Below are 26,344 nucleotides of genomic sequence, written 5' to 3'. Positions count from 1 at the left end.
AGCCAGAGCCCACACGGAAAGTCCTTCATCAAGGTCTTGAAGGACTAAACGAGGTAGATTCAATAGGCAAGAGTCCTTCATCGAGGTGATGAAGCCTCGAATGGAAACAGATTACTAGGGGAAAGTCCTTCATCGGGCAAATGAAGTCTCGCCTGCAAGTAGTTTAGGAGGCAAAAGTCCTTCATCGGGCAAATGAAGTCTCGCCTGCAAGTAGTTTACGAGAGAAAAGCTTCTCATCATTTTCAAGTTTCATTGTTTATACAAAAAACGCATGTACTCCAACCTGCCTCTATAGCTCCGGAGCCTAAACATACAGCTTTATAGATTAATCCACAATAACAAAAAGACAGGTAGGAGAGATTCTCGTTTGAATCTCTCCTACCTCTCTTTTTTCAAAATATTAACCTTTCACTGATCCAGCTGCCATACCTTCCACAATCTTATCGCTTAAGAATAGGAATGCAAGCAAGATTGGTACGATACTGATAACAAGTGTTGCGCCGATAGCACCCCAGTCTGTTAAATACTGACCAACGAAGTTGTTGATTCCAACAGTTAACGTCTTCCACTTGTCGGAACTGATGAATGTATTTACAAATACGAATTCGTTCCAGTTGTAAATCATGTTAATGATAGCTGTTGTTGATAATACTGGTACTGTCATAGGTAGAGTGATCTGGAAGAAGATTCGGTGGACCGAACAGCCATCCATAACCGCTGCTTCCTCAATTTCCCGAGGGAAAGTTTTATAGAAACCTAGTAAAATCATGATGGTTAATGGCAAGTTAAAAGCCGTATAAGATAATACAATGGATAATGGGTTATCAATTAAGTTTGCACTGTTGTACATTTTAAATAGTGGAATTAAGGTTGAATGTAATGGAATCATATAAGCCACTAAAAATAATCCAAGAACTGGTCCACTAAGTTTCCAGTGCATCCGTGTTACTGCAAATGTTACTAAACTAGCTAAAATGATTGTTAGGACAACAGAGAGTACCGTAATCCAAACACTGTTAAAGAAGTAGAGTCCGATATTTCCAGAGGTCCAAGCCTTCGTATAGTTTTCCCATTGTGGGCTTTGTGGTAAAGCAAAGGGAGACATCCCGAAAACTTCTTTGTTTGTTTTTAGTGAAAAGAATACCAACCAAATCAATGGATAGATTTGAATGATTGCAAATGCGCCTAAAAAGAGATAAAGAAATCCAAAGCCAATTTTGTTCAAGAAGGATTTCTTTGGTTTATGTGTGGAAAGGTTTGGTGTTACTTGTTGTGTACGAACCTCACTCATTTTGTTTCACTCCCCCTTAAAATTGAACATCATCTTTAGATTTCGTTAATTGCGAAGTTAACCATGTCATCACAAGACAGATTACTAATAGTCCAAAACCAATAGCACTACCGTAACCAAAGTTGTTTAATTTGAACGCTTCTTTGTACATGTATGAGGCCATCACTTCACTTGCGCCATTTGGTCCTCCGCCAGTCATAACATAGATTAAATCGAAATATTTCAATGATCCCACAACTGCAAGCATGATGGTTACTTTAAATACGCCTGAAATCAGTGGCAATTTTATTTTAGTTGCGATTTGTAATGGATTAGCACCATCGATTTTTGCAGCTTCAATAACTTCATCAGGTACATTTTTCAATGCTGCATAATAAATCAAAATATAAAAACCTGCGTACTGCCAAATGATTGGAATAAAGATAGCATAAAGCGCGACCTTTGGATCTGCTAGCCAAATAGGTGTATTTTCAACTCCAAAGAACTCAAGTAATTTATTTGCCATACCGTTTGTTGGGTCAAAAATTTTCATCCAAAGCTGAGCGATTGCAACAGAAGATAAAAGCATTGGGATTAAATATATCTTACGTAAAAGGTCAGAACCTTTGATTTTGCTAGCTAAAACGAGCGAAATGCCCAAATATAGAAGTAAGCTAGCGGTTGAGAAAATGGCTAATAAAAATGAGTGCCATGTACTGGACCAGAATAATTTATCTTGAATCAAGGTAACGTAGTTGTCTAATCCGATAAACTTCATTTCACCAATTCCGTCCCAATCCATGAGGCCGTAGTAGCCAGATAAAACGATTGGGATATAGATAAGGACTAAAATGAGAAGTAAAGCAGGGAGTGTATAAAGGGCGATAACGAACTTATTCGACATCACATTTTTCATAATGGTTTTGCCCCTTCCTTTCTATAAATGCAAGTTCAAAAAATAAGGATGAAAAGGACCGAGACGTTCGAGACGGCGAAGCTTTAAGCACCGGAACGTATGCTATTAATACGTGAGGTGCGGAAAAGTAAGCCAACGAGCTACCACAGGATGTGGTGACTTCGACGTTGCCATAGGGTATGTCAGTAGTTAGTCGAAGGTCATCTACATATATGTCAATTTCACCGGACTTTTTGTACTCCTATAAAGAAGAGGACATATTTACAAGCAATATGCCCTCTGTCATTTAAGCCATGATTATTTTTCAGCAGCAAGAGCTTCCTCTTGTGTTTTAGCGAAATCTTTAGGCGTTGTTTGACCGCCAAATAATGCTTGAATTTGATTTAAGTGAACATCAGCTACACCTGCAGACATTTGAACATCCGCATAAAGTGTTAGGTTTGTTGCATTGCCTAAATCATTTAGAATGTCAATGTACATTTGATCAAGCTCGCCATTAGACGTATCCACAACTGTTGCAGGGATTACACCAGCATCAACAACTGAGCGCTTGCCCCATTCATCAACTAAGTAAGAAACAAATTCTTTTGCTTCGTCTTTCACTTTTGATTGTTCAGATACGAATAAAGCAACACCAGGACCACCTACATAGCTATCGATGTCACCTTTACCGCCTTCATAGGTAGGGAACTTGAAGTAACCAATTTTGTCTTTGAATTCCTGCTCCACGTCTGGGCTTGTTGTATAGTTTGGTAATTCCCAAGTAGCCATTAAGTACATAGCTGCTTGTTCGTTCATAAAGTAACCTTTTGCTTCATCGTTTGATAGACCATTAAATCCTTTAACAAATGCGCCCATATCTACAAGGTTTTTAACTTCTTCAGCAGCTTTTACTAATGCTGGATCTTCAAAACTTCCTGTACGATTGATTGCATTATTTAAGCTTTCAGGCCCACCGATTCTATCTGTAAGGTACATATACCACATAGAGCCTGTCCAACGGTCTTTGTTGCCCAACGTAATTGGAGTAACCCCGTTATCAACGAGTGTCTCAACGACATTTAAAAACTCATCATATGTTTTTGGTGCTTCTAAGTTATATTTCTCAAAAATTTCTTTATTGTAATAAACTGGAGTAATGTTTAATTCTAAAGGTAAAGCGTATGTCTTTTCATCAACTGAGAAAGCATCAAGTGTACCGGCTACGAAATTGTCTTTTTTAACAATATCATCAAGGGGTGCGAACATATTACCTTCTACAAAAGGCTTCATATATCCAGCAGCCCATGTGATTCCAACGTCTGGAAGTTCATTTGAAGCAGATAAAACCTTAACCTTCTCTTTATACTGTTCGTTTCCTAGGATTTCTGTTTGAATGTCTACATCAGGGTGTTCTTCCTCGTAAGCCTTAATGATGTCATCCACGATTGTGAACTGTGCATTTGAGCTACCTTCTGGCCATAAATGCATCATTTTTACGACTGTTTTGTCACTAGATCCACCGGAATCTTTAGCTGTGTCATCTGAAGATGAACAACCTCCTAAAATTAATCCACCAACTAATGCCATAGACATCACGGCGGTAAACGCTTTCTTTTTCATTGGTCAAAACCCCCTTAATTTGTTTTCCTCTTTGCCTTACTCTTAAAGTCTACACTCTTCGGAACTATTAAAAAAGGGAACAATGATTGGGAAAAATACTACTATTTTTAGAAAGCCCTTTCATCGTTGTTTTTTCGGTATGTGGTTGGCGTCATATCCTCATATTCTTTAAAAATCTTGATGAAATATTTAGCAGTTTTATAGCCAACTTCATCGGCGATTTCGTTGATAGTCAGTTTTGTCGATAGAAGAAGTTCTTTTGCACGTTGGATTCTACGTCTCGTGACATACTCACTAAAATTCAAATTAACTTTTTCTTTGAATAATACGCTAAAATAACTTGGGTTTAGATGAACATGGGCAGCAACATCTTTTTGAGTGATTTCATCTCTTAAATGGTGATCGATATAAGTCATTGCCTCGCGAATGGTATCTGTGGTTGAATCCATTTTTGTTGTCGCATCCACAATTTTTTCGTCGACTACTTTTTCAATCATTCCTACTCTGAATTGTTTTTCCAACACCTGTACCGCTTCCTCGACCGCCTCAATTAACTTACTTTTACTTATTGGCTTTAAAAGGTAGTTTACAACACCAAGGCGAAGTGCTTCTTGGGCATATTCAAACTCTGAGTAGGCTGATATGACGATGACGACAGGGGACGTCCCTTTTTCCTTTATTGTTTTTAAAAGTTGTAATCCAGTCATCTCTGGCATGCGAATATCTGATAGTAAAATATGAATCTTTTGCTTTTGCGCAATTTGCAGAACTTCCTCACCGCTTTCGGCAGTGAGGATTGTAAATTCTCCATTATTCCAGCTTTCCAACGTTCTTTGCAAGCCTTGCCTTGTTCTTGGTTCATCATCAACAATCACGATATTTTTGATAAACATATTAATTTCCCCCATTAATCGGTATTTCAAACGAAATTCGTGTACCTTTGTCTGGTTCACTTTCAATTAAAAGTTCGGTATGCAAATTCTCGTTGTAATAGAGTTTTAAGCGTTTATTTACATTAGAAATGGCAATGCCTTTCCCTCTTGTTGAAGCGACACCACCGTTTTTCATTGATTCAGAAATCTGGTCAATGCGCTCTTGATTGATACCAGGGCCATTATCCTGTACAGAAATCTTAATCATATCTGTGTGAACAGACTCAACTGTAACTGTTACAAGACTATCGCCGACCTTGTTTCCAGCGCCGTGCAAGATTGCATTTTCAACAATGGGTTGAATAATGAGTTTTGGAATTCGAACCTTTTCATATTTTTCTGGAAGGGAGACATTCCATTGTAATCGATCACCAAAGCGCATTTTCATAATTTCCATATAGTCACCGATGTGTTTGATTTCATCTTTTAAAAAGACCCAATCATCATCTGTTTCTTTTGTGATTGTGTAACGAAATAAGTCGGACATCGCAATGACAACTTCAGACAACTCATCTTCATTTTTTTCTTCAAGTGACCAATGTAGTGCGTCTAAGGTATTGAACAGAAAATGAGGATTGATTTGTGCTTGAAGGGCTTTTAATTCACTTTGACTTCGTAAAATCTCTTTTTGATACACCATTCTAATTAAATGATTTGTTTCTTTCACCAATTGATTGTACGTACTATTTAATTCGTTGATTTCATTGACTGACGAAACATCAGGGTTCAGGGTAAGAGCACCTTGGCCAGCACGCTGCATGGTTTTTGTTAAGTGGACAATCGGCCTTGTAATAACAGTTGACAAGAATAATGAAAAAATCATAAAGATGATTCCGCCAGCTACACCAGATAAAATGATGCTTGTCCTAATACCCGCGATTCCCTTAGTAAGTTCACTTACTGGGGTTAAAATAAGAACGGTCCAACCTGTAAGATTGGAAGTTTCCTTTGAAACAATAAAATCACCTTCATCAAGGTGGATTGTTCCTTCTGAATGTGCAATGATTTCCGTAAGGTCTCCATTGTAATTCTGAATAATCGGGTTTCGGTTTTCGTCCAAAAGGATAGAATATTGGTCGTTAGACTTTGCAAATTGGAAATGATCACGGTTTATGCTTATTAAAAGGTAGCCTCCATTTACATATTTTCGCTCGAGTAAACTAACCCTTCGGATAGCAAGAAAAATGTTTTTATCCTGTGGATCATCTCCAATCCAGACAAATCCACCTTTTGCCTGATTTGCTATATCAATCCACTTTTTATCAATTCGATTGTTTAATACGTCGTCATCAAGTGGAATGACACGTTGCTGCTCCTTAGAAAAAATCTGAAATGAAAAGATACCATCGGTGTTACCCATTATTCGGTTAACATGTCCCATTAATTGTTGGCGTTCTTGAAAAGAGATTTCTTTTCCATCATAAATTTTCGTAAGAGACTCTTGAACTCCTTCATCCGTAATGACCAGCTTTGAGGACATATTGATTTGTTCATAAAGTGATTCAATTCTTCCGTTTGCCTCAATTGCGACCTGTTGAATTTGCTTTTCAGCATTATCTTTTAATAGAGTCGAAACCTGCCTTAATGTTAAAAGTCCTACAATTAAAAGAACAATTATCATAACCAGTAAGAAAATAAATAAGATTTGATTCCGCATCGTGTTCCATTTTTTCAATTGCTTGAGCATGGTGAGGTCGCCTTTCTATTTGTTGGTTACTTTAATTATAACTTGTTTTTGTAACCGTTGCCTTTATGTGATAACTTACCAGTAAAAATGCGGGAAGTAAGACCCAGTCCTATTTTATCATTTGTTTTAGAATTTTGAAACGATTGTATAACGGGTAGACAAAGTAAAAATTTTAAACCACTACTGTAAGAAATAAAAAAATAGTACGAATTTCGAATGAAGTGTTATAATTAAATAATTATTTTGAAATGTTTTTAAATATAGGGGTGCATCATGGGGAAACGTATAGGAATGTATTTAGGAGGATTAGCTTTTACTGCCATTGGAATCGCTTTTATTATTCTATCATTTATTGGGGCAGGGCCATGGGATACTGTGGCTGTCGGGCTTAATGAACATTTAGGGTTAACGATTGGTACGTGGTCCATTTTGACTCAGGTTACGTTCACAGTCATCACCTGGACAATTGAAAAAACAAGATTACGCATTGAATCTGTCATTCCAATCCTCATACGAAGCGCTTTTCTGGATTTTTGGATTTATATTGTTTTTAAGAATGCTAATTTTTCATCATCGTGGGAACTGCAGTTGGTTTGTTTCATTGTTGGACTTGTCATAACAGGGATGGGAATTGGTATTTATATGGAGGCGAATTTACCTAAGACTCCTATTGACGGCATGATGGTGGCAATATGCAATCGGTTTGGCTGGAGTTTTCAAGTTGTAAGAATGGGTATTGAAACCACGGGGGCTGTCCTTGGTTTTTTGTTGCGAGGACCGGTGGGACTCGGGACGATTGCAACGGCTTTACTTTTAGGTAAAATCATTCAAATAGTAAATAATAGAGTGAAGAGAATTTTGCAAGTACCGAAGACTACTCATTCTTTTTAAAAGTATTCAAGGAAGCAGCAATCTGATAAAATAATCGTGAATCTAAATTTGAGGTAATGTTTATGAATCCGTTAACAAACTATATAGAATTTAATAGGGAAAAATGGGCAACTCTACGCAATAAAACTCCTTTATTGCTATCTGCAGAAGAACTAGAAAGCATTAAAGGTATAAACGAAGAAATTTCACTACAAGAAGTAGAAGAAATCTATCTACCATTGACTCGTTTAATCAATTTAAAAGTGGAAGCATCGCAACAGCTAGAAGGAGTAACAAATTCTTTTTTAGATTATAAAGCTAAAAAAGTTCCATACATTATCGGTATTGCCGGAAGTGTTGCAGTAGGTAAGAGTACGGCAGCGAGAGTGCTTCAAACTCTATTGTCACGATGGGATAATCATAAAAAAGTGGGATTAGTTACGACTGACGGATTTTTATATCCAAATGCAATTTTAGAGAGCAAGGGACTTATGGGGCGAAAAGGTTTTCCCGAAAGCTATGATACTCAAAAATTAATTAATTTTTTGATGAAGGTGAAATCTGGCAAACCAAAAGTCGAAGCACCATTATACTCACATTTAACATATGATGTGTTGCCTGATAAAGAAGTGATTGAACAACCGGATATCTTAATTGTAGAAGGAATTAATGTCTTGCAGGTTAGTAAATCCCATTCTGTTTTCGTAAGTGATTTTTTTGACTTCTCTATCTATATTGATGCTGATGTAAGAAATATTAAAAAATGGTACATTGAACGGTTTTTAATGTTACAGCAGACAGCTTTTCAGAATCCAATTTCATATTTTCATCGTTATACATCCTTGTCGGAGGAAGAAGCAATCCAAAAAGCAACCGACATCTGGGAAGAAATTAATGCGAAAAATTTACGAGAAAACATTCTACCAACACGCCACCGGGCGAAAATTGTATTAAAGAAGGGACAGGATCATTTAATGGAGAAGGTTTACTTGAAGAAGTTTTAGGTAGAACTACGTTCCCTATACCGATGCTTTGTCGGGACACGGGGACAGGTTATCTGTCCCGAAAGTCAGTCAATATCAAAAACGTCGCAGCCCTTAGGCTTGTGGCGTTTTTTGATTTACGGCTAATAAATTAAATATGGCTGTTACTGACATTTTGGGGCAATTAATGAATAATAGTCAGATAAAAAATATTTATGGCTAAAAGCAAAAGGGTAGGACAATGGACCTGTTCTTCTGTTTCATTGTAACGTTTTGGAGAAAAATAGAGACTAATTTTATACAAGAAAAAAAGCAGGGAGGAGCCTATGGATAAAAAACGGTTACTAGCAGGGTTAATTGGTGTACTCTCCGTTGCTTTAGTGAGTGGACTTCTATATATGCTTTTTGCAAAAGACCAAGAACATCAAAGTCAACAAACTGCACCGAGTCATGAGTCAATTCAGCCATCACAAAATAATAAACCAGATATTGATCTGGAGGAATCAGCGAAGGCAGAAGAGGTTTCACTAAAGCAGGTTAAGGATGTTTTTTCTCTTGCAAAAACAGGAAAAATCCCTCATGTTCCTTTTAAAGCAGGACAAACAACATTTATGGAAATTCAGGATCAATGGGGAGATCCATCATCAATTGACAAAACGTCAATTGGGGATTTTGGGGTGTATCCTGACCATGAAGCTACAATTGGAATCAAGAATCAGCTTGCTTTCGATATTCGCTCATACCATTCAGATTTAGCGGTCATTCATTTAGAAGATATAAAAAAGGAAATCGGCGAACCGGATGAGGTCAAGTATTATAAGGATGAAAATGTTAACCAAATTATCTTACTCTATCAGGTGAATTCTACTTTCCAGTTGAAGTGGATTTTACCACAGCCAACTGAGCAAGAGCCTAATCCAACTGTTCATCATATTTCAGTCGTGACGGAAGTTCAAAAATCCGCAGAGGAAAATGATAGCTTACGTTTAGATGAAAAAATTGGTCAAATGATTTTTGCAGGAATTGCCGGAACAAAAATGAATACGAAGATGAACCAATTAATTACGAAATACCATGTTGGTGGAATCATTTTTAATGGTGATAATCTAGTAAGTCCAACACAGACCGTGTCTTATTTGAATCAAATCAAAAAAATAAATGAAGGAAATATTCCTTTGTTTTTTGGAGTCGACCAGGAAGGTGGCCGAATTGCAAAGTTGCCAGGAGGTTTAATTAATTTTCCAACCAATTTGGAAATAGGAAAAATCAATGATCCAACTTTATCATATGAAATTGGCACTGTGTTGGGTAAAGAGCTACAGGCATTTGGTTTTAATGTAAATTTTGCCCCGATACTCGATGTGAATAGTAACCCGGATAACCCAGTAATTGGGGACCGTTCTTTTAGCAACAGCCCTGAGATTGTTGGTAGTCTTGGAATTCAAACAATGAAAGGATTGCAGGCAGAGTCGATTATTTCCTCGGTTAAGCATTTTCCAGGGCATGGGGATACGCAGGTCGATTCACATTTAGAATTACCTAAGGTTACTAAATCACGAGCTGAACTTGAGAGTTTAGAATTGATTCCATTTCAACAAGCAATCAAAGAAGGCGCAGATATGGTGATGGTCGGCCATATTTTAGTTCCTGCCCTAGATAAGACCTATCCATCATCCATGTCGAAAACAATTATCACAGACATTTTACGGAATGAATTAAGTTTTAATGGTGTGGTAATTACTGATGATTTTTTCATGAAGGCCATTACCAATGATTATGATATTGGTGAAGCCGCGGTTCAATCTATAAAAGCGGGTAGCGATATTATTATGGTTGCACATGATTATGACAAAGTGGTTCATGTCCGTAATGCCATCAAAAAGGCAGTCGAAAATGGAGAAATTTCCGAGAAGAGAATTGACGAAAGCGTGGCAAGAATTCTTGAATTGAAGGAAAAGTATAATGTGAACGACGCACAAGGAAAGCCAGTGAATATTGATGTTTTGAACAAAGAAGTACAACGAGTGCTTTCGAAATAGTGGGGATGAGATAAGAGGGAGTTAGTTTTATTTCAAATAAAGCTAGCTCTATTTTTTTGGCAAAAATGTAAAGGGAACTTGACGTAAAGGAAGCTTTACAATATGATAAAAAGTAAGAGGTGGTGAATGGGTTGATAAATAAAGTTTCGGAGTTTAGAAAGAATCACGGTTACTCTCAAGATCGCCTAGCTGAAAAATTGGGAGTTTCCAGACAAACGATTATTTCAATTGAAAAGGGCAAATACAACCCTTCTCTTCCTTTGGCATTAATAATCGCTGAAGTTTTTGAGACAAACGTGGAGAACATTTTCTTTTTGGAGGAAGAAGACTATAAATAAGGAGGCTAAAACTTGGGTAATTCAAGAGTTCCATTTGTTATTTTTGGTATTTTGTTTTCTGTGATGACGGGATATGTAATGTTTGTTGGAATCATGGCAAAATCAGCACCAGCTCCTATGGCTTTTATGACACTAGCGATGGCGGTAATGAGTTTTTGTTTGGCTTATCTGTATCCACAGTTCAAGCAAAAGGATGAACGTATGAAACTCATACGTGAAAAGGGAATGTTTGCTTCATTCTTTGCGATGATTCTTTATCTAGTCGTTTTCAATGTAGGACTACAATTTGAATTCTTCGTAGTTTCCGCAGCCCAGCTTATCAATATCCTAACAGCCCTGCTAATCTGCACCGTATTTATCTCCTTTGTGATTTATTCAAAAATATACTAAAGCATACGTTCAACATTTACTGCACAAAACGTTGTGCAGTTTTTATATACGGTAATTTTATTGGGAATTTATTGAAACTTCATAGTGTGTGATTCGTAGAGTTTAGAGAGGTTTTTATTTTGGATGAAACTATGTGCTCATAGGTTCAGGGAAGAGGGAATGCAAATGGGTCCAAATGAGATACGTAATATGCGGGTTAACCAGATTCTTTTAACAAATGGGACGATGCTGACAGTTTTCATCATCTTTTACACCCTAATTACGATATTTCCGATTAGAACTACCTATTTTTTTATCGCAATTGCGGTCATGATTCTTATTCAAGCCATTTATGGTTTTATAAAGAGAGACTCTACAAACTCATTTATCCCATTTCTTGAAAAAGTAGCAATCTATGAAAAACAAAAGATGGGAAATGAATGGTCAAAGACCCGAAGAGCAGGCAATGGTTGGAGTGTTGTATTGAGTATTGTCATGTTTCTCCAATTTTATATAAGTCTTGATTATGATGATAATTATTTTGAATTTGAGCCTAAAATTATGCTAATAATTACCCTGATGATTTTTGTTTTGACAAATATTAGTATGCTTCTTCATTTTAGAAAGGTAGACCGCTCAACATCCGAATCAGATATGAAGGGCTATACTTGGAAATCAAACCTTATAGGTGCAGTTGCTGGAATCCTATTTGGTTTGGCGATATTTGTAATGACCATTTATTTTATCATTTCAAAGTTTTAATGGATGATACCAGGAAGCAGAGAGAAGCGGAGTGAGTAGGATGGATGAAAAAACGAAGGAATTAATTGATTTTACAAGGGGAAAGTTTGGTTTAGAAGATTATTATCTTGAAAGATATAGTTTCAATCGTACTGTTAATATTTTTAATGAGACTGTTTACACATTATCAATGGAATGGATTCCAAATCATGTAACGGGATTAGTTGATGATGAAAATCCAGTTGGAACAGCAGTGATTGAAATAGATATTCATAGCATGAAGTTACAAAGTGTCATTTTTGTAATGGGTCAGACGTTTGCAAAAGATGGAGTCATTTTTGAAGATAAAAATGACATTATAAAATGGATTGAACAGGAAACGGGATTAATGTATGAGCAGCAATTCCAACTTCGTAAGGAGGAAGAGGGTGAAATGCACTTTATTGAATGCATCGATGGTGTTCCCGTCTCTCCAACGGGAATGATTGAAGTGCGTTTTAAACAAGATGGAAAGCTTACTTTTTTTCAGTCCATGGAATTTTTCCCTCAAAAAATAGAATCAAAATAGAACCATATACATTGACATTCACAAAGATTAAGGACATCGCGAAGGAACAATTGAAATTAGTTGAATTTCCATTATTTGACCAACAACAATTAGTTCCGGCTTATACTGTGGAAGAGATTTATGTTCGCAATGACTTTTCAAAGTTAATACCTTTTGAAGTCATTGTGGATGTACAAGGATATATAAATATAGATCAAGCTTTGTTCTGGGATGAGCCACTTGCTGCAACATTTGATAGAAAAGAGATAAATTGGCATCAGGAAATTACGGCAGAACAAGCATTTTCGGGAGAGCCTTCTCCGGATTCACAGCCAATTACTGTGGTAGAACAAGAAAAATGTGTGAATGAGGTTAGGGATTTTTTACGAAAGGAGTATCCAAACGATTCTGGAATCTGGATGTTGAAATCCCTTCATCGTGAACAGGGTTATATTCATGCCATTTTGAGAGCGAATAAGCAAGATAAACGTGTATTTCAGCGGAAATTGGACGTCATGATAGATCCAAATAGTCTTCAGGCTGTAAATTATATGGACAACCAGATGATGCTGGAAATGTTTGATCAATTTGAAGTAACTGGTGACGAGGTAATCGATAGGGAAGATGCGTATGAAAGACTGAAAGGGAAATTGGAGCTCTCACCTTATTACGTATATGATTTTGAGCAAAATCAGTATGTACTATGCGGGAAAATAGATTGTCAGTATGGAGTAAATGCAACAACAGGAGACGTTGTTGGGTTAGACGAATTATAGTGGTGGTACATGGGGAAGGTTCCCTTGTACCAACCTCTTTTACTACGTATTCCCATTCCTCATCTGATTCGTGAATCGGGAGAATATTACATTTCGCAAAATTTACCTTGGCTTGTTTTGATAGATACCACATGGCTTCACCTCATGGTACTTGATGAAATTAGTATAACGGGATTTTCCTATTTTGAGAGTTTTTATATGTGGTGCCCAAACAATTAAAGGTTGCTAGTTATAAAATACGGGACGACGTACCTGTCCCTCTGTCCCAAAACGAACACTTTTGTGACTTTTATCACATTACATCTAGTACCAAAGTAGTATCCGATATATAATGTATAAAAATACATTGAATACTTTTGGGGGAACGAATAGTGAAGAGAACTTTAACTACGCAGCTAGGAATTATCATCATCGTGGTAATCTTTGTGTCAATGTTTATAACCTCGGTCTCAAATTATTGGGTTAGTTATGAAAAGACCTATGAGGCAGCGGGCATTGAAGCTGTAGGTTGTGCAAATATCACGACTGGTTTAATAAATCCAATCGACATTGAAGCGATTATTGATGGGGATAAAAACCCTGCCGAGTTAAATGAACTTCTAGATTGGACAACAAATCATAAATCAATTTTTGAAGGTCAATACATACTGTCACTTGAAGGGGAAATCTTGGCACTAGACAGTAATATGCAAAAGCAAGGATTTAAAGCCGGGGATCAATTTTATATTGATAAAAATGTTTTAAAAACCATTCAGGAAACAAAGCATCCACATTACTCTGAAATATATAAGTTTGGAGGAATGAAAAGAATTACCGGCTATGCGCCAATTTTTAAAGACCATGATCCAAACAAAGAAATCATCGCAATTAACGCAATTGATTTCGACGCTAAAATTGTAACGGAAAGAACAGTAGATGCGGTAAAGGATAGTTTTATTCTTGGGCTATTGCCGATGCTAATAGCTTGTTTGATTACTATTTTTATCATTAGAAGAAAGACAAAACCACTTACACTGTTAATTAACAATGCTCAAGAAGTGGCTGAAGGGGATCTAACCGTTCGTCAAATTGAGATTAAAAATAAAGATGAAATCGGGGATTTGGCGACTGCGTTTAATAGAATGACAAACAATCTTCGTGAGCTAATCAATCAGGTTAGTTATACAACTAATAATGTCGCCGCTTCAGCTGAACAGCTTACCGCTAGCTCCGAACAAACCACAGATGCAACAAAACAAATTGCGGTAACGATGCACGAAGTTGCAGCGGGTGTTGATAGACAAGTTCAAAGTATAGAGGAAACTTCCCAAACAGTACAGGAAATGTCTATTGGAGTTGGACAAATTGCCGGAAATGCACAGAGGGTTTCAGCTTCAGTTACGGATACAGCTGAAAAAGCTTCTGAAGGCGGAGAATCCATTCGAACTGCAGAAAGCCAAATGAATTCTATTAATCATACATTTAGTGAATTGTCAGAGCTAATTAAAGGGTTAGGAAATCGTTCAGAAGAGATTGGAAAAATAATAGAGGTGATAACTAGTATTGCAAGTCAAACCAATTTGTTAGCCCTGAATGCTGCAATTGAAGCGGCAAGAGCAGGCGAACACGGACGTGGATTTGCAGTAGTAGCAGATGAGGTTCGAAAATTAGCGGAGCAGTCTGCAGGGTCATCAAGCCAAATATCTGAACTCATTCTTGATATTCAAAATGAAACAAATAAAGCTGTTGCAGCAATGGAGGCAGCTACCGAGGAAGTTATTTCAGGAATTGGAATCATTCATACTGCTGGAACAAACTTTGATCAAATTGAGGAATCGATAAAAGAGGTAACGAGCCAAATCCAAGAGGTGTCAGCAGCCGTTCAACAAATGGCTGCAGGTTCAGAACAAATGGTCCACTCGATGCGTTTAATTTCCGAAGTCGCTGAAGAATCAAAAGCAGGGACACAAGAAGTTTCAGCTTCAACTGAGGAACAAATGGCATCTATGGATGAAATTTCATCATCCGCAAGCTCGTTAGCAAACATGGCTGAAGAATTACAGGGGATTGTCAATAAGTTCAAGATTTAGATGAACAATCATTCATTAGGGGTGAATACTATCATGGAACTGAATCTAGAAAATAACACTATCTTAAAGAAATTAGCCCCAGAAGATCATAAAAAATTGAAGGAAGTCATGAAAAAACTTTCTGACGTAAAGTATGCCTTTGACCAGTCATCCATTGTGGCCATAACGGATAATAGAGGAAAAATCACCTATGTGAACGATCAATTTTGTAAACAATCCAAGTTTACACGGAATGAACTAATCGGAAAAAATCATCAAATTATAAATTCAGGTTATCATAAACAAAACTTTTTCAAAAACATGTGGGCGACCATTGGAACTGGAAAAGTATGGCGTGGAGAAGTGAAAAATCGAGCAAAATACGGTAGTTACTATTGGGTAGATACAACCATCGTTCCATTTTTGAATGAAAAAGGGGTACCTTACCAATATGTTTCGATTCGGAATGATATAACGCTTAAGAAGAAAATCGAGGAGGAGCGGGTAAAATCTGAAAAAATGATCTACCGGTTAGCTTATTATGACACGTTAACGGATTTACCAAATCGGAGATTATTTATGGATTATGTAACAAAAGAATTACAAGATGTTGAAAGACGCGATTCACAAATGGGTGTAATCTTTCTAGATATAGATAGATTAAAAAATATTAATGAATCGTGCGGACATGAGATTGGTGATCTTATCTTAATGGAGATACCCCACCGAATTAATCAGTGCCTTCATGAATCTGATGTTCTTTCTCGATTTGGTGGAGATGAATTTACAATCTTATTGAAAAATGCTTCCGATAAATCTGAGATTGAAAGAACCGTCAATCAAATAATTGAGAGCCTTCAAAAAACGGTAATCTTAGGAGAACGTACATTTAGGATTTCATGCAGTATGGGGATTGCTTTGTCTCCATCTCATGGTTTGGATTCAGACAACCTTCTAAAACGTGCAGCAATTGCGTTAAATTCGTTAAAGGAAAGAGGCGGGAATGGCTATCTATTCTTTGACGAAGACATGGAGAGAAGGTCATTGGAGAGAGTTCATTTTGAAAATGCATTACGAGATTCCATTCAATTAGAAGAATTCTCAATCCATTATCAGCCTAAAATTGATCTATTTTCGGGAAGGATAGTAGGGATAGAAGCATTGATTAGGTGGAGGCATCCAGAATTGGGTTTGATTTCTCCAGCTAAGTTTATTCCTGTTGCGGAGGAAACGGGACTTATTATCCCACTTGGTGAATGGATTCTCCGCCGTGCTTGCGAGCAAAATAAAGAATGGCAAAGGAAGGGTTTTCCTCCAATTAGGGTCGCTGTCAATCTTTCAGTCCAGCAACTCAATCAGCCTAATTTAGTAGAAAAAATTAAGCAAATCTTACTAGATACGCAATTGGATTCGAAATGGTTGGAGCTCGAAATAACAGAGAGCGTCTTTGCAGACATTGATAATATTGCACCGGTTCTACAGAAAATACGAGAGTTAGGGATTTTTATATCAATTGATGACTTTGGAACAGGTTATAGCTCATTAAGTTATTTGAAGAGACTTCCAGCAGACATACTTAAGATAGATGCCTCCTTTATTAAAGATATAACAACGGACCGCGGAAGTCGTGCTATTGTCAAAGCAATTATTACTTTTGGTGAAGCATTTAACCTGGAAATCATTGCTGAGGGAGTCGAAAACAAAGAGCAGTTGAATATCTTAGTCAATGATGGTTGTAACCATGGACAGGGCTATCTATATAGTAAACCGCTCTCCGCCCAAGAAATCGAGCAATATTTTAAAAAAATGGTTTCAAATAATAACGGGTTCGGATACCTGTCACATTTACGGAAAATGTAGTCGAAAATGTTAATTGATTTGTAAATGAATTAGTCCTGCAAATGTAAAAGGTTTCTGTTTTTCGGGTGTTTTTAAATAAAAGAAACAAGAAAAGACGTATGAATTGGCATACGTCTTTTCTTTATCCCGGGCTGATAATTAGACGGAAAAATTCCGCTTAATTAGCAAATAGCATTGAAAAAAGCCTTAATAGACGGAGGGATTCCGCCTACTTACTCGAAAAATTCGAAAATGAGGGATTTTGCTTTGCTTAGTCGGAAAATCTACCCTTATTTACCCCAAAACTAGCTCCATTCTGTATATAATGGTAAATTCTCCTCTTATTTTCCTTCCCTGGTCATTCAATTAAGGACAAGAACTCAAAAATCCCAGAGAGCCTCATTGTGATGCAATTACGGTGAATATAAGCTATTCAACTGATTCATAAACACCATCCCACAAAAGTATTATTGATAATAAAAAACAACGAAAAATGTAGTATGATTTGCAGATAACAGAAAACTCTGTAACCTAACATTTTAGTGTGCATTTTATATAACAGATTTAACCCGAATAATGTATTAACTCCTTTAATACCAACAAAAGGAGACCATCAAATTCTATTACAAATTGATGGTCATTTTAATATACATTTTTAGTTTTGTGACAGGAAACAGAACCCGTTATTCAAATAAACAGTTTTTATGTAATGGACACTCTTTTTGAGTGTCTCAGACTGTTGACAAATGCTCGCATACTGCGTTGCTTGCCTCCCTTGTTGCGCTCATTCGGCAACTTCTATTCGCGTCTTTGCTCAGCTGCGCGCCTTGTCTGACAAGTGTTCGCAAGACAGTCTGGGAATAGAATTAATAGTTAGATATCCTTAATAATTCGTGTAGACAAAGTCAGCACTGACTTTGTCTACACTCTGGGACACTCTTTTTGAGTGTCTTTTTTTATAGGCTAGGAAAATATAAAAATTAATCACTGTGGATATGTTTTACTACTAAATAATAGATCCGGAAATAAAAAGGGTATGACCAATAACCAAAAGATGAACCCATCCCCAAAAACTGTAACCCCCTGTTCATCCTCTGTTCACATACCGATTATAAAATAAGGATGTCGATGAGGGACACAGGGACAGGTTCATTGTCCCACCTAGAACGATGAACCTGTTCCCTGTGTCCCATGAATGGAGGAATAAAGATGAAGATGGCATTAAAGGAAATGAAGAAAAACAAGATGAGGTTTTTCATTCTAGGGTCTATCGTATTTCTTGTTAGTTTCTTAACATTGATCATATCTGGCTTAGCAAACGGGTTGTCGCAGGATAATGCTGCCTTAATTAAAAACTTGCCAGATGGTCGATTCTACATGGCTGAAGATGCGGACCAAACGTATAATCTTTCAAAAATTGAACCAGACACCCAAAGTGATATTTTACAGAAGTATAAAGATGCTGTTGCATTTTCAATTCAGATGGGATTTCTAAACGATATGCATGACAAGCAAAAGAGCGTTGCATTTGTTACATCAACGGATTCATCCCACTTTGAAAAAGTTAATAAAGGAGAGGTCATCCTTGATCAATCCATGCAGAATGCGGGAATAAATATCGGTGATACATTAACAAATAATCAACACAATGGCGAATTCACTGTAATAGGGTTTGCTGAACATAGTAAATACAGCCATGCACCAGTTGCCTATATCAACACAGAAGACTATAAAGAAATTTATCAAATAAATAACATGCAGTTACTTTTCATACCTGGAGAGGACTCGCCGCAAAAGGTCAGTGACCTACATGCTTTTACAAAGGAGGAATTCTTAAATACAATTTCAAGCTATAAAGCAGAGCAAATGTCCCTAAATATGATTATTTGGTTTTTAGTTATCATTAGTGGCATGCTGTTTGCAATCTTTTTCTACATGATGAACATTCAAAAATTGGGTCTTTACGGTATTCTTAAAGCAATTGGTGTAAAAACGAGTTCCTTGTTTAACATGATGTGGACCCAGATGGCTTTCATCACGGTTATCGCTTTAGGTATGTCTATTGCATGTAGTCAAACATTTAATCTTTTGGCACCTACTAGTATGCCGTTTCATTTAACGACTGAAACAACAGTCCAATTGTCGGCGGTTTTTTTTCTCATCGGTTTCATTGGAGCTACTCTTTCTGGGATTCAAATTAAGAAAATCGAACCATTACAAGCAATTCAACAAGGAGAGATGTAAGATGAGCATTTTTACAATTGATGCAGTTCGAAAAGCCTTCACCTATGGAGAAGTAAAAGAGGAGATACTAAAAGGAGTAAACTTGACGCTTTTAGAAGGCGAGGTTACAGCATTAGTTGGTGCATCGGGTTCAGGTAAAAGCACACTCCTAACAATAGCAGCGGGTCTTCAACCTGCATCAGAGGGAAAGGTAGTGTTTGAAGGTGAAAATATTTCGAATATGAAATCCGAACAGATTCGAAAAATACGAGCAACGAAATTTGGCTTTGTGTTTCAATTTGCTCATCTTGTACCATTTTTAACAGTTGAAGAACAACTAATGCTCATGCTTGAAGTATCACAATCGAATTTACCAAAACATGAGCAAAAAGAAGAAGTTGATGACATACTAAAATTAGTGGAAATGGAGCATCGTAGGAAAGCCTATCCTTCTTCATTATCGGGTGGGGAAAAGCAGCGAGTGGCAATCGCACGTGCTATCATCCATAAACCAAAAGTTCTTTTTGCGGATGAGCCGACAGCAAGTCTAGATTCTAAAAGGTCGACAGATGTTATGATGCTCATTAGAAATATAACAAAATCCATGAATATTACGACCTTACTGGTAACACATGATGAGGAAATGCTCACATTTGCAGATCGGATTATCAAAATGAGTGATGGACAGATCCTTCAAAGTGCTGTTTAATTTGTGCGGGAACATAGGACAGGACAGGTTCACTTTCCAGCTGGGACGTTGAACCTGTCCCCATGTAACAAAAATTATAGGAGTTAATTTTATGACGACGATTTTACTTGTGGATGATGATCCAAATATTTTACAGCTTGTTCGCATTCATTTATCGGACCAAGGCTACCATGTTCTCGAGGCAAAGGACGGAATGGCGGCTTTGGATCTTTTAAAAAAGGAAACATGTGATTTGGCAGTTGTGGATGTAATGATGCCGTACATGGACGGTTATACGTTGACGAAGGAGATTCGAGCACTTTTCGATATCCCAATCATTCTTTTAACCGCCAAAAGCCAGATTGAAGATAAGGAGCAAGGATTTGAATCAGGGACAGATGATTATCTCGTTAAGCCGTTTGAACCAAAGGAATTAAGTTTTCGAATCAAAGCTTTATTACGGAGATACGAGAACAAAGAAGATGAGGAGATTCTCCAACTCGGCGACGTAATCATTAACAAAAAAAGCTATGATGTCCAGATAGGCAGTAGGACCTTCCTTATCCCATTAAAAGAATTTGAACTTCTGTATTATCTCATTTCCAACCCTAAGCAAGTGTTTTCGAGAGAACACTTAATTGAACAAATTTGGGGCATGGATTTTCAAGGGGACGAGCGAACTGTCGATGTGCATATCAAAAGACTACGGGAACGGTTTTCGAAACTTACGAATGACTTTCAAATTAAAACAGTGCGTGGCGTTGGCTACATGCTAGAGGTACAGTAGGAATGAAAACACTTTATATAAAATTTGTTGTCATCACAATTGGAATGATGTTAATCAGTTTTATCTTGGCTTTCATTCTTTCCAACAGCTATTATCAACAAAAACTAAAGCCGATTAATGATCAAAAAAACACTCAGGTTGCTTTGGACATTGTTCATTTTGTGGAAACACACCCTGAGATGGAACTTAACGAATTTTTGGAAAGCCTAGCTGCTACTGGTTATCAATTTTGTTTGGTTGATGAAGCAGGAAACAAAACGTTCTTTGGTGAACCTTTTCGAGACCAAACTCTCCCTGTTTCAACCGAAAAAAAGGTGCTAGATGGGGAAGTTTACCACGGCATTCTCAAATTTCCGCAGGAAACTTTTGTCACCGGTTTTTTTGCAAATGAATTAAAAAATACAATTGGGGTTCCGTTGAACTACAATGGGAACGGCTTTGCCCTTTTATTGAGGCCGGATATTAAGTTTCTTTTTAATGAGATGCATGTGTTGTTCGGCTGGATTGTAGCTTTAACTATTTTAATTAGTATTGTCATGGTTTTGATTAATACGAGGTATTTAGTAAAACCAATCTCAGATTTAACAAAAGCGACGAAATCCCTAGAGAATAGTGATTTTAATGTGGCATTGGATATAAACCGACATGATGAATTGGGCGAACTTTCGAAGAGCTTTTTACAGATGGCGAGGAGGCTAGAACAGACGGAGGATATTAGGAAGGAATTTATTTCAAATATTTCTCATGATATTCAGTCACCGCTTTCTAATATAAAAGGCTACACAAACTTATTAGAGAACAAATCCATTACTACTGAAGAAAAAAATCAGTATGTTTCAATTATAAATGGTGAGATTGAAAGACTCTCCAGCTTAACGAAACAACTGTTATTGCTGGCTTCACTAGATCGAAATGAGGATATTGTGAAGAAACAGCCTTTTGATGTAGGGCAGCAGATTAAAGATTTAATTCGACATTATCAGTGGTTAATTGGGGAAAAAGGAATCATGCTTGGTTATCATTTACCAGATATCGAGATAATAGCTGACCCGTCTCTAGTAAATACGGTATGGGATAATCTACTATCAAATGCGATTAAATATAACAAGCCTAATGGTACGATTGAAATTTCTGCTGAAAAAAAAGGGGAATCGGTTTTTGTGACATTTGAGGATTCTGGGATTGGGCTGAAAAGCTCGGAAATAGATCGGATTTTTGACCGTTTTTACAGGGCAGATCAGTCACGTACACGCTTGGTTGAAGGTACGGGGCTCGGTTTATCAATTGTCAAAACGATTATTGATTTGCATGGCGGTAAGATTACCGTTACAAGTAATGACAAGAAAGGAACAAAATTTATTGTAGAATTGCCGATTCGATAGATTGTAATTTCTTATTCATCCTCCGTTCATATTCATGGTGTACATTGGTGTTGTTGGGAACATGCCCGGTTAAAAAGGAAAGAGCGTGGACCGTAATAGTAGTGTCACAGACCATGTACTATAAATCACAATCAGGAGGAGAATGTTTTATGAATAATAGTTTGGTATTAGTAAGATTTGCAAGTATATTTGGCCTAATCGGTGCAGTACTTGGGGCACACATGGCTGGTGCAGGTTCGTATGCGTTTCGTCCTGTACATGCGCACATTTTAGTAGTGGGGTGGTTGAGTCTGTTTGCGTGGGCCGTTTTCTACAAAGTTTTCAAAATTGAACAATCTGTTTTGACACAGATTCACGTATGGACCGCAATTATAGGCTCAACCGGATTAACAATCGGAATGTGGTTAAACATGGTGAAACCTTTTCCATTACCAGAAGGCGTCACGCTTCTCTTCTATATAGGTGGCGGCGTTACCCTTCTTATTAGCTTTATCACCTTTTTCCTCATTACACTTTTTACGAAAAAGTAAACCGAGTGGGTCATGGGGACAGGTTCATTGACCCATTTGGAACGATGAACCTGTCCTTCTGACCTTATTTATTTATAATTTTTGGTCGGTCCTCCATTTGTGGAGGTTCTTCAAACCATTGATTTTTGATCATCAGTTTAACACCATCTTCACCAAAAAAGTAGACATCCTTCATCAGTGATGCTGTTTTCACGGTAATGTCATTTCGTAACATAAAAAAGGTGCCGAAGCTGCCTCCCACCATACTAAATCCATTTAATAGATATGTACAATACATCATCAATTTATTAGAAAATGGTGCAATTGTTGAAGTTGTCACCGTACTTCCAGACGTTGCAGAAAACTGAACATCACTATCTAAAAGAATTTCCTCAAATATTTTAATTTGCTTTTTCGAAAGTTCTTTTCCTTTAATGAAATATTGTTTAACTTCTTTGTTCTGTGCACATTGCGCAAATCCTGTCATCAATTGCATTCCAACATTATTTGTTTCGATACCATGATGAAGAAAACCTAATTCAATATGATTTAAAGCTCTCTTGTCGCTGAAAAGGTTAAATCCTTTCAAATAGTTTTTGCTTTTTACGTACTCTGTAGATTTTGGCAAAGTCGCCTTTGGTGGAAGGGTGAGTATCCCTTTCTTAAGTAAATATAGAGTTGCTAATTTGTAGACCTTATGAGTTACAACGGTCAATCCTTCATAAATGGTCATGACGTCAATTCTGTAGGCCATATTCATATTGATAGTGTACATCCCCATACTTACTTCTTTTAAAATTCGTAGGAACATAATATCAAATCCATTGTCAAAAAGGCTAGGGGCATCTAGATTAACATCTTCTTCTTTAAATCCATTTGGGACTACAATTCCTTCACTGTCGAAAATTTTTTCTATCAATTTTACATAGTAATCTAATTCCTGCCACAGCATTCCCATAATATTTTTTGCTTCCTGATCGTTTGATTTTTCAAGAAAGTACTCTAATACTCGAAGAATAAGAGTTTTTTCTTGGTAGGTAAGCCAAAGGGTACCAATTTCGGATGCATTCAATGGATTATCATGTTTAAACATGGAGTTTTCGCCTCCTTGTACTTCTGTTTACTTGAAGTATGTTTCTTAATAGCCAAAATTATGCAATTGTAGGAGGGTTATGCTGGATGCTTATCCGGAAAATCGCCTTCCTAAAAATGGGTTACATTCCTAACCGGTTGTGCATAGGATAATTTATCAATCTGTGGAGGGATCATGAAAATATGTATTATGTACCTTATGTGAATCCGTATCACTTTCATCACCATCACTATCAGCATCCATATTATATGGATTTTCCTATGCATTATGGGAACCATTGGGGTTATTATCAAACACCGATGTTTAGGAAACAAACTGAATTCAGGGATCATGGGAAAAGGCCATATGTTGTCAATATTAACGAAGCAGCGAAACAAAATAATACCTATCGTACTGCGATATGGACAGGAAATCACTTGCAAGTAACCTTAATGAGTTTACACGTTGGAGAAGATATCGGGTTAGAGATTCATCCGAATGTAGACCAATTCTTACGTATTGAACAAGGTCATGGAATTGTTCAAATGGGGAACAAAAAAGACAATCTAAACTTTGTGCGTCAAGTGAATGACGATTCTGCCATTTTTATTCCGGCAGGAACATGGCATAACGTAACAAATACCGGAAATATTCCTCTAAAACTTTACTCCATCTATGCACCGCCAAATCATCCGTTTGGTACCGTTCATAAAACTAAAAAAGATGCAATGGCAGCGGAACATCACTAAAACTGGAGGAAATCTAGCGATTGTCACATATTTCCAGTTCATCTCAAATATATAAGCTTATAAGGCTTATCAGCCGAGCTTTTTAAAAGAAGAGCATAAAAAAAGTGCTTGTTTCTAATCGACGCATGTCTGTCGGAACAAGCACTTTTCATATTTATTTATCTAAGAAGAAGAGGCTAATCTCTGGTACAAAACTAATAATGATAATGTCGACGATTAACATAATCAGGAACGGAATAATGGCCCGAACAACTTTCTCTAATCTAAGGTTTGCGATATTAGATGCAACGAATAGGTTAATCCCAACTGGTGGTGTGATAAAGCCGATTGCAAGGTTGACGACCATGATAACTCCAAAATGAACAGGGTCAATACCCACAGCATTTGTAACAGGAAGTAAAATAGGTGCCATAATGATAATCGCTGCCGATGTTTCTAAGAATGTACCTATTATTAATAGAATTATGTTTATAATGATTAATACAATTATCGGATTTGAAGAAAATTCAAGTAGTGCATTTGTGATTTGAAGTGGAATTTGCTCCCTTGTTAAAATAAAACCAAAAATGGATGCACAAGCAATAATAAACATAATAACTGCAGATGTAACAGCGGAAGAAATGAAAACCTCAGGTAAATCCTTCCACTTAATTTCTTTATAGATAAAGAGACCAACAACTAAACCATAAACAGCAGCAACAACAGAAGCCTCTGTTGGCGTAAAGACCCCGCCATAGATTCCACCAAGAATAATAACAGGCATTAAAATCGCAAGAATAGCTCGGTTAAAGGATGTGAAAACATCACGAATGGAGCTTTTTTCTTCTTTCCCATAACCGCGTTTACGTGAAATAAAATAAGCAACAACAATTAGTGAAACGCCAACTAAAATACCAGGTAGAATACCAGCGATGAATAAATCACTAATCGATGCTCCAGCAATAACACCAAATAAAATCATGGGTACACTTGGTGGAATCATAACGCCGATTGTTCCACCGGCGGCTTGAATTGCAGTAGAGAAGCTTTTATCATACCCTTTTTGAACCATAGCAGGAATCATGATGGCTCCAACTGCTGCTGTAGTAGCTGCACCAGATCCTGAAATGGCTGCAAAGAACATGCATGTAACAACAGAAACAATTGCCAAGCCCCCATGCATTCTTCCAACAATGGTCATTGCGAAATCTACTAGTCTTTTGGAGATTCCCCCAACTTCCATTAATTTACCTGCTAAGATGAAGAAGGGAACTGCCATCAATGTAAACGAATCTGTTGATGTAAACATTTTTTGGACAATAACCATTAACGGAACATTATCTTGGATCATAAGCACAATCATAGAAGAGAGTCCAAGAGCAACCGCGATTGGTACATTAATGAAGAAAAGAACAATTAGTATTCCAAAAAGTAACCAAGCCATTAGTTCTTCGCCTCCTTATTCCAATCAGAAATTACGACATAAAGCAGATTGATGATAAAAAGTACGCTTGATATCGGAATGACTGTATAGATATATCCCATTGGTATTTGTAGAACAGGAGACTTTTGAATCATACTACGTTCGATAAAGTCGAAGCTGTGAACAATAACCTGCCAAAAGAAAAATATAACGAGAATTGCAATGACTACATTTAGTATCTTTTTTAAGGTAGGACCAAAAGCGTCATAAAGAATTTCAACCCCAGGGTGTGCTTTTACACTCATGCCATAACCGGCCCCTAGGAAGGTAGTCCACACGAGTAAGTATCGTCCTAACTCCTCAGTCCATGCTAATGGTTGTTCCAGAACGAAACGAAAGAGGACCTGTAAAAAGACAACGACGACCAATACAAAAAATAGGACAATCAATATCCATTTAAAAAATCCATTTATTACATCTACTATCTTTTTCACCTGTATTTCCCCTTATTATCAAATCAAATACGCCTTGGCGTATTTGCGCCCAGATTTTTTCGAGCCTGCTCGAAAAGCTTC

At 37.1% G+C, this 26,344-nt stretch carries 24 protein-coding genes; 16 read left to right on the top strand and 8 right to left on the bottom strand.

All coding sequences use genetic code 11. The features are described from left to right. Positions 1–400: 400 nt before the first annotated feature. The 5 genes from BTHG_RS15280 to BTHG_RS15260 form a co-directional block, all read right to left on the bottom strand. The gene (locus BTHG_RS15280) at positions 401–1,291 is read right to left on the bottom strand and encodes a carbohydrate ABC transporter permease (protein ID WP_010677606.1); all 891 of its coding nucleotides are present in this window, start codon (positions 1,289–1,291) and stop codon (positions 401–403) included. A 16-nt stretch (positions 1,292–1,307) separates the two neighbouring features. Next, positions 1,308–2,186 carry a carbohydrate ABC transporter permease gene (locus tag BTHG_RS15275; RefSeq protein ID WP_010677605.1) on the bottom strand — a complete coding sequence of 293 codons (879 nt, stop codon included), beginning with the start codon at positions 2,184–2,186 and terminating at the stop codon, positions 1,308–1,310. A gap of 297 nt (positions 2,187–2,483) precedes the next feature. Next, entirely contained in the window at positions 2,484–3,788 is a 1,305-nt protein-coding gene (locus BTHG_RS15270) for an extracellular solute-binding protein (protein WP_010677604.1), read from the bottom strand. A 107-nt stretch (positions 3,789–3,895) separates the two neighbouring features. Beyond that, complete coding sequence (locus BTHG_RS15265) at positions 3,896–4,681, bottom strand: response regulator transcription factor (protein ID WP_010677603.1); 786 nt, start codon at positions 4,679–4,681, stop codon at positions 3,896–3,898. A 1-nt stretch (position 4,682) separates the two neighbouring features. After that, positions 4,683–6,407 (bottom strand): sensor histidine kinase, encoded by a 1,725-nt coding sequence (locus BTHG_RS15260; protein WP_010677602.1) that lies wholly within the window; start codon positions 6,405–6,407, stop codon positions 4,683–4,685. Between the two features lie 273 nt (positions 6,408–6,680). Between BTHG_RS15260 and BTHG_RS15255 the strand changes: the two genes are divergently transcribed. From BTHG_RS15255 to BTHG_RS15190, 15 genes are all read left to right on the top strand, one after another. After that, complete coding sequence (locus BTHG_RS15255) at positions 6,681–7,298, top strand: YczE/YyaS/YitT family protein (RefSeq protein WP_010677601.1); 618 nt, start codon at positions 6,681–6,683, stop codon at positions 7,296–7,298. Between the two features lie 62 nt (positions 7,299–7,360). After that, the gene (gene coaA / locus BTHG_RS15250; protein ID WP_010677600.1) at positions 7,361–8,281 is read left to right on the top strand and encodes a type I pantothenate kinase; all 921 of its coding nucleotides are present in this window, start codon (positions 7,361–7,363) and stop codon (positions 8,279–8,281) included. Positions 8,282–8,586: 305 nt separating this feature from the next. Then, entirely contained in the window at positions 8,587–10,299 is a 1,713-nt protein-coding gene (gene nagZ, locus BTHG_RS15245) for a beta-N-acetylhexosaminidase (protein WP_010677599.1), read from the top strand. 131 nt (positions 10,300–10,430) lie between these two features. Next, a complete protein-coding gene (locus BTHG_RS15240) occupies positions 10,431–10,637 on the top strand; it encodes a helix-turn-helix transcriptional regulator (RefSeq protein ID WP_010677598.1) in 207 nt (68 codons plus the stop codon). A gap of 12 nt (positions 10,638–10,649) precedes the next feature. Next, positions 10,650–11,027: a hypothetical protein gene (locus tag BTHG_RS15235; protein WP_010677597.1), complete on the top strand. Its 378-nt coding sequence runs from the start codon at positions 10,650–10,652 to the stop codon at positions 11,025–11,027. Positions 11,028–11,192: 165 nt separating this feature from the next. Further along, positions 11,193–11,768, top strand: coding sequence for a hypothetical protein (locus BTHG_RS15230; RefSeq protein WP_010677596.1), 576 nt, complete (start codon positions 11,193–11,195; stop codon positions 11,766–11,768). Positions 11,769–11,808: 40 nt separating this feature from the next. Beyond that, positions 11,809–12,315 (top strand): major tail protein, encoded by a 507-nt coding sequence (locus tag BTHG_RS27835; protein WP_332306433.1) that lies wholly within the window; start codon positions 11,809–11,811, stop codon positions 12,313–12,315. Positions 12,316–12,365: 50 nt separating this feature from the next. Further along, positions 12,366–13,070: a hypothetical protein gene (locus BTHG_RS27830; RefSeq protein WP_332306432.1), complete on the top strand. Its 705-nt coding sequence runs from the start codon at positions 12,366–12,368 to the stop codon at positions 13,068–13,070. A 371-nt stretch (positions 13,071–13,441) separates the two neighbouring features. Further along, the gene (locus BTHG_RS15220; RefSeq protein ID WP_010677595.1) at positions 13,442–15,139 is read left to right on the top strand and encodes a methyl-accepting chemotaxis protein; all 1,698 of its coding nucleotides are present in this window, start codon (positions 13,442–13,444) and stop codon (positions 15,137–15,139) included. 33 nt (positions 15,140–15,172) lie between these two features. Then, the gene (locus BTHG_RS15215) at positions 15,173–16,978 is read left to right on the top strand and encodes a sensor domain-containing protein (RefSeq protein ID WP_010677594.1); all 1,806 of its coding nucleotides are present in this window, start codon (positions 15,173–15,175) and stop codon (positions 16,976–16,978) included. A 1,188-nt stretch (positions 16,979–18,166) separates the two neighbouring features. Then, the gene (locus tag BTHG_RS15210; RefSeq protein WP_010677593.1) at positions 18,167–19,201 is read left to right on the top strand and encodes an ABC transporter permease; all 1,035 of its coding nucleotides are present in this window, start codon (positions 18,167–18,169) and stop codon (positions 19,199–19,201) included. Between the two features lies 1 nt (position 19,202). Continuing rightward, positions 19,203–19,889 carry an ABC transporter ATP-binding protein gene (locus BTHG_RS15205; protein ID WP_010677592.1) on the top strand — a complete coding sequence of 229 codons (687 nt, stop codon included), beginning with the start codon at positions 19,203–19,205 and terminating at the stop codon, positions 19,887–19,889. A gap of 91 nt (positions 19,890–19,980) precedes the next feature. Further along, entirely contained in the window at positions 19,981–20,655 is a 675-nt protein-coding gene (locus BTHG_RS15200; RefSeq protein ID WP_010677591.1) for a response regulator transcription factor, read from the top strand. Positions 20,656–20,657: 2 nt separating this feature from the next. Further along, positions 20,658–22,037 carry a sensor histidine kinase gene (locus BTHG_RS15195; protein WP_010677590.1) on the top strand — a complete coding sequence of 460 codons (1,380 nt, stop codon included), beginning with the start codon at positions 20,658–20,660 and terminating at the stop codon, positions 22,035–22,037. A 149-nt stretch (positions 22,038–22,186) separates the two neighbouring features. Further along, positions 22,187–22,567, top strand: coding sequence for a hypothetical protein (locus BTHG_RS15190; RefSeq protein ID WP_010677589.1), 381 nt, complete (start codon positions 22,187–22,189; stop codon positions 22,565–22,567). Between the two features lie 64 nt (positions 22,568–22,631). Here BTHG_RS15190 and BTHG_RS15185 read toward each other — a convergent pair whose 3' ends face one another. Beyond that, entirely contained in the window at positions 22,632–23,639 is a 1,008-nt protein-coding gene (locus BTHG_RS15185) for a DUF3231 family protein (protein WP_010677588.1), read from the bottom strand. A gap of 182 nt (positions 23,640–23,821) precedes the next feature. Here BTHG_RS15185 and BTHG_RS15180 point away from each other — a divergent pair, with 182 nt between their 5' ends. Continuing rightward, a complete protein-coding gene (locus BTHG_RS15180; protein ID WP_010677587.1) occupies positions 23,822–24,367 on the top strand; it encodes a cupin domain-containing protein in 546 nt (181 codons plus the stop codon). 154 nt (positions 24,368–24,521) lie between these two features. Here BTHG_RS15180 and BTHG_RS15175 read toward each other — a convergent pair whose 3' ends face one another. Then, complete coding sequence (locus BTHG_RS15175) at positions 24,522–25,790, bottom strand: TRAP transporter large permease (RefSeq protein ID WP_010677586.1); 1,269 nt, start codon at positions 25,788–25,790, stop codon at positions 24,522–24,524. Then, a complete protein-coding gene (locus BTHG_RS15170) occupies positions 25,790–26,263 on the bottom strand; it encodes a TRAP transporter small permease (protein ID WP_010677585.1) in 474 nt (157 codons plus the stop codon). The genes BTHG_RS15175 and BTHG_RS15170 overlap by 1 nt, the downstream gene beginning before the upstream one ends. Between the last annotated feature and the right edge of the window lie 81 nt (positions 26,264–26,344).

Origin of the sequence: Bacillus timonensis, assembly GCF_000285535.1 — a bacterium.
In the GTDB taxonomy this organism is placed as follows: domain Bacteria; phylum Bacillota; class Bacilli; order Bacillales; family Bacillaceae_L; genus Ferdinandcohnia; species Ferdinandcohnia timonensis.
Note: the sequence above shows the minus strand (reverse complement) of the source record. Positions and strands in the feature narration are given on the sequence as shown.

Bases quoted from the DNA above. Each gene is read 5' to 3' on its own strand.
- coaA (WP_010677600.1), top strand. From the start codon at position 7,361: ATGAATCCGTTAACAAACTATATAGAATTTAATAGGGAAAAATGGGCA.
- BTHG_RS15185 (WP_010677588.1), bottom strand. From the start codon at position 23,639: ATGTTTAAACATGATAATCCATTGAATGCATCCGAAATTGGTACCCTT.
- BTHG_RS15190 (WP_010677589.1), top strand. From the start codon at position 22,187: ATGAATAATAGTTTGGTATTAGTAAGATTTGCAAGTATATTTGGCCTA.
- BTHG_RS15275 (WP_010677605.1), bottom strand. From the start codon at position 2,186: ATGAAAAATGTGATGTCGAATAAGTTCGTTATCGCCCTTTATACACTC.
- BTHG_RS15205 (WP_010677592.1), top strand. From the start codon at position 19,203: ATGAGCATTTTTACAATTGATGCAGTTCGAAAAGCCTTCACCTATGGA.
- BTHG_RS15230 (WP_010677596.1), top strand. From the start codon at position 11,193: ATGGGTCCAAATGAGATACGTAATATGCGGGTTAACCAGATTCTTTTA.
- BTHG_RS15195 (WP_010677590.1), top strand. From the start codon at position 20,658: ATGAAAACACTTTATATAAAATTTGTTGTCATCACAATTGGAATGATG.
- BTHG_RS15255 (WP_010677601.1), top strand. From the start codon at position 6,681: ATGGGGAAACGTATAGGAATGTATTTAGGAGGATTAGCTTTTACTGCC.
- BTHG_RS15265 (WP_010677603.1), bottom strand. From the start codon at position 4,681: ATGTTTATCAAAAATATCGTGATTGTTGATGATGAACCAAGAACAAGG.
- BTHG_RS15210 (WP_010677593.1), top strand. From the start codon at position 18,167: ATGAAGATGGCATTAAAGGAAATGAAGAAAAACAAGATGAGGTTTTTC.
- BTHG_RS15270 (WP_010677604.1), bottom strand. From the start codon at position 3,788: ATGAAAAAGAAAGCGTTTACCGCCGTGATGTCTATGGCATTAGTTGGT.
- BTHG_RS27835 (WP_332306433.1), top strand. From the start codon at position 11,809: ATGGATGAAAAAACGAAGGAATTAATTGATTTTACAAGGGGAAAGTTT.
- BTHG_RS15200 (WP_010677591.1), top strand. From the start codon at position 19,981: ATGACGACGATTTTACTTGTGGATGATGATCCAAATATTTTACAGCTT.
- BTHG_RS15280 (WP_010677606.1), bottom strand. From the start codon at position 1,291: ATGAGTGAGGTTCGTACACAACAAGTAACACCAAACCTTTCCACACAT.
- BTHG_RS15180 (WP_010677587.1), top strand. From the start codon at position 23,822: ATGTATTATGTACCTTATGTGAATCCGTATCACTTTCATCACCATCAC.
- nagZ (WP_010677599.1), top strand. From the start codon at position 8,587: ATGGATAAAAAACGGTTACTAGCAGGGTTAATTGGTGTACTCTCCGTT.
- BTHG_RS15215 (WP_010677594.1), top strand. From the start codon at position 15,173: ATGGAACTGAATCTAGAAAATAACACTATCTTAAAGAAATTAGCCCCA.
- BTHG_RS15175 (WP_010677586.1), bottom strand. From the start codon at position 25,790: ATGGCTTGGTTACTTTTTGGAATACTAATTGTTCTTTTCTTCATTAAT.
- BTHG_RS15260 (WP_010677602.1), bottom strand. From the start codon at position 6,407: ATGCTCAAGCAATTGAAAAAATGGAACACGATGCGGAATCAAATCTTA.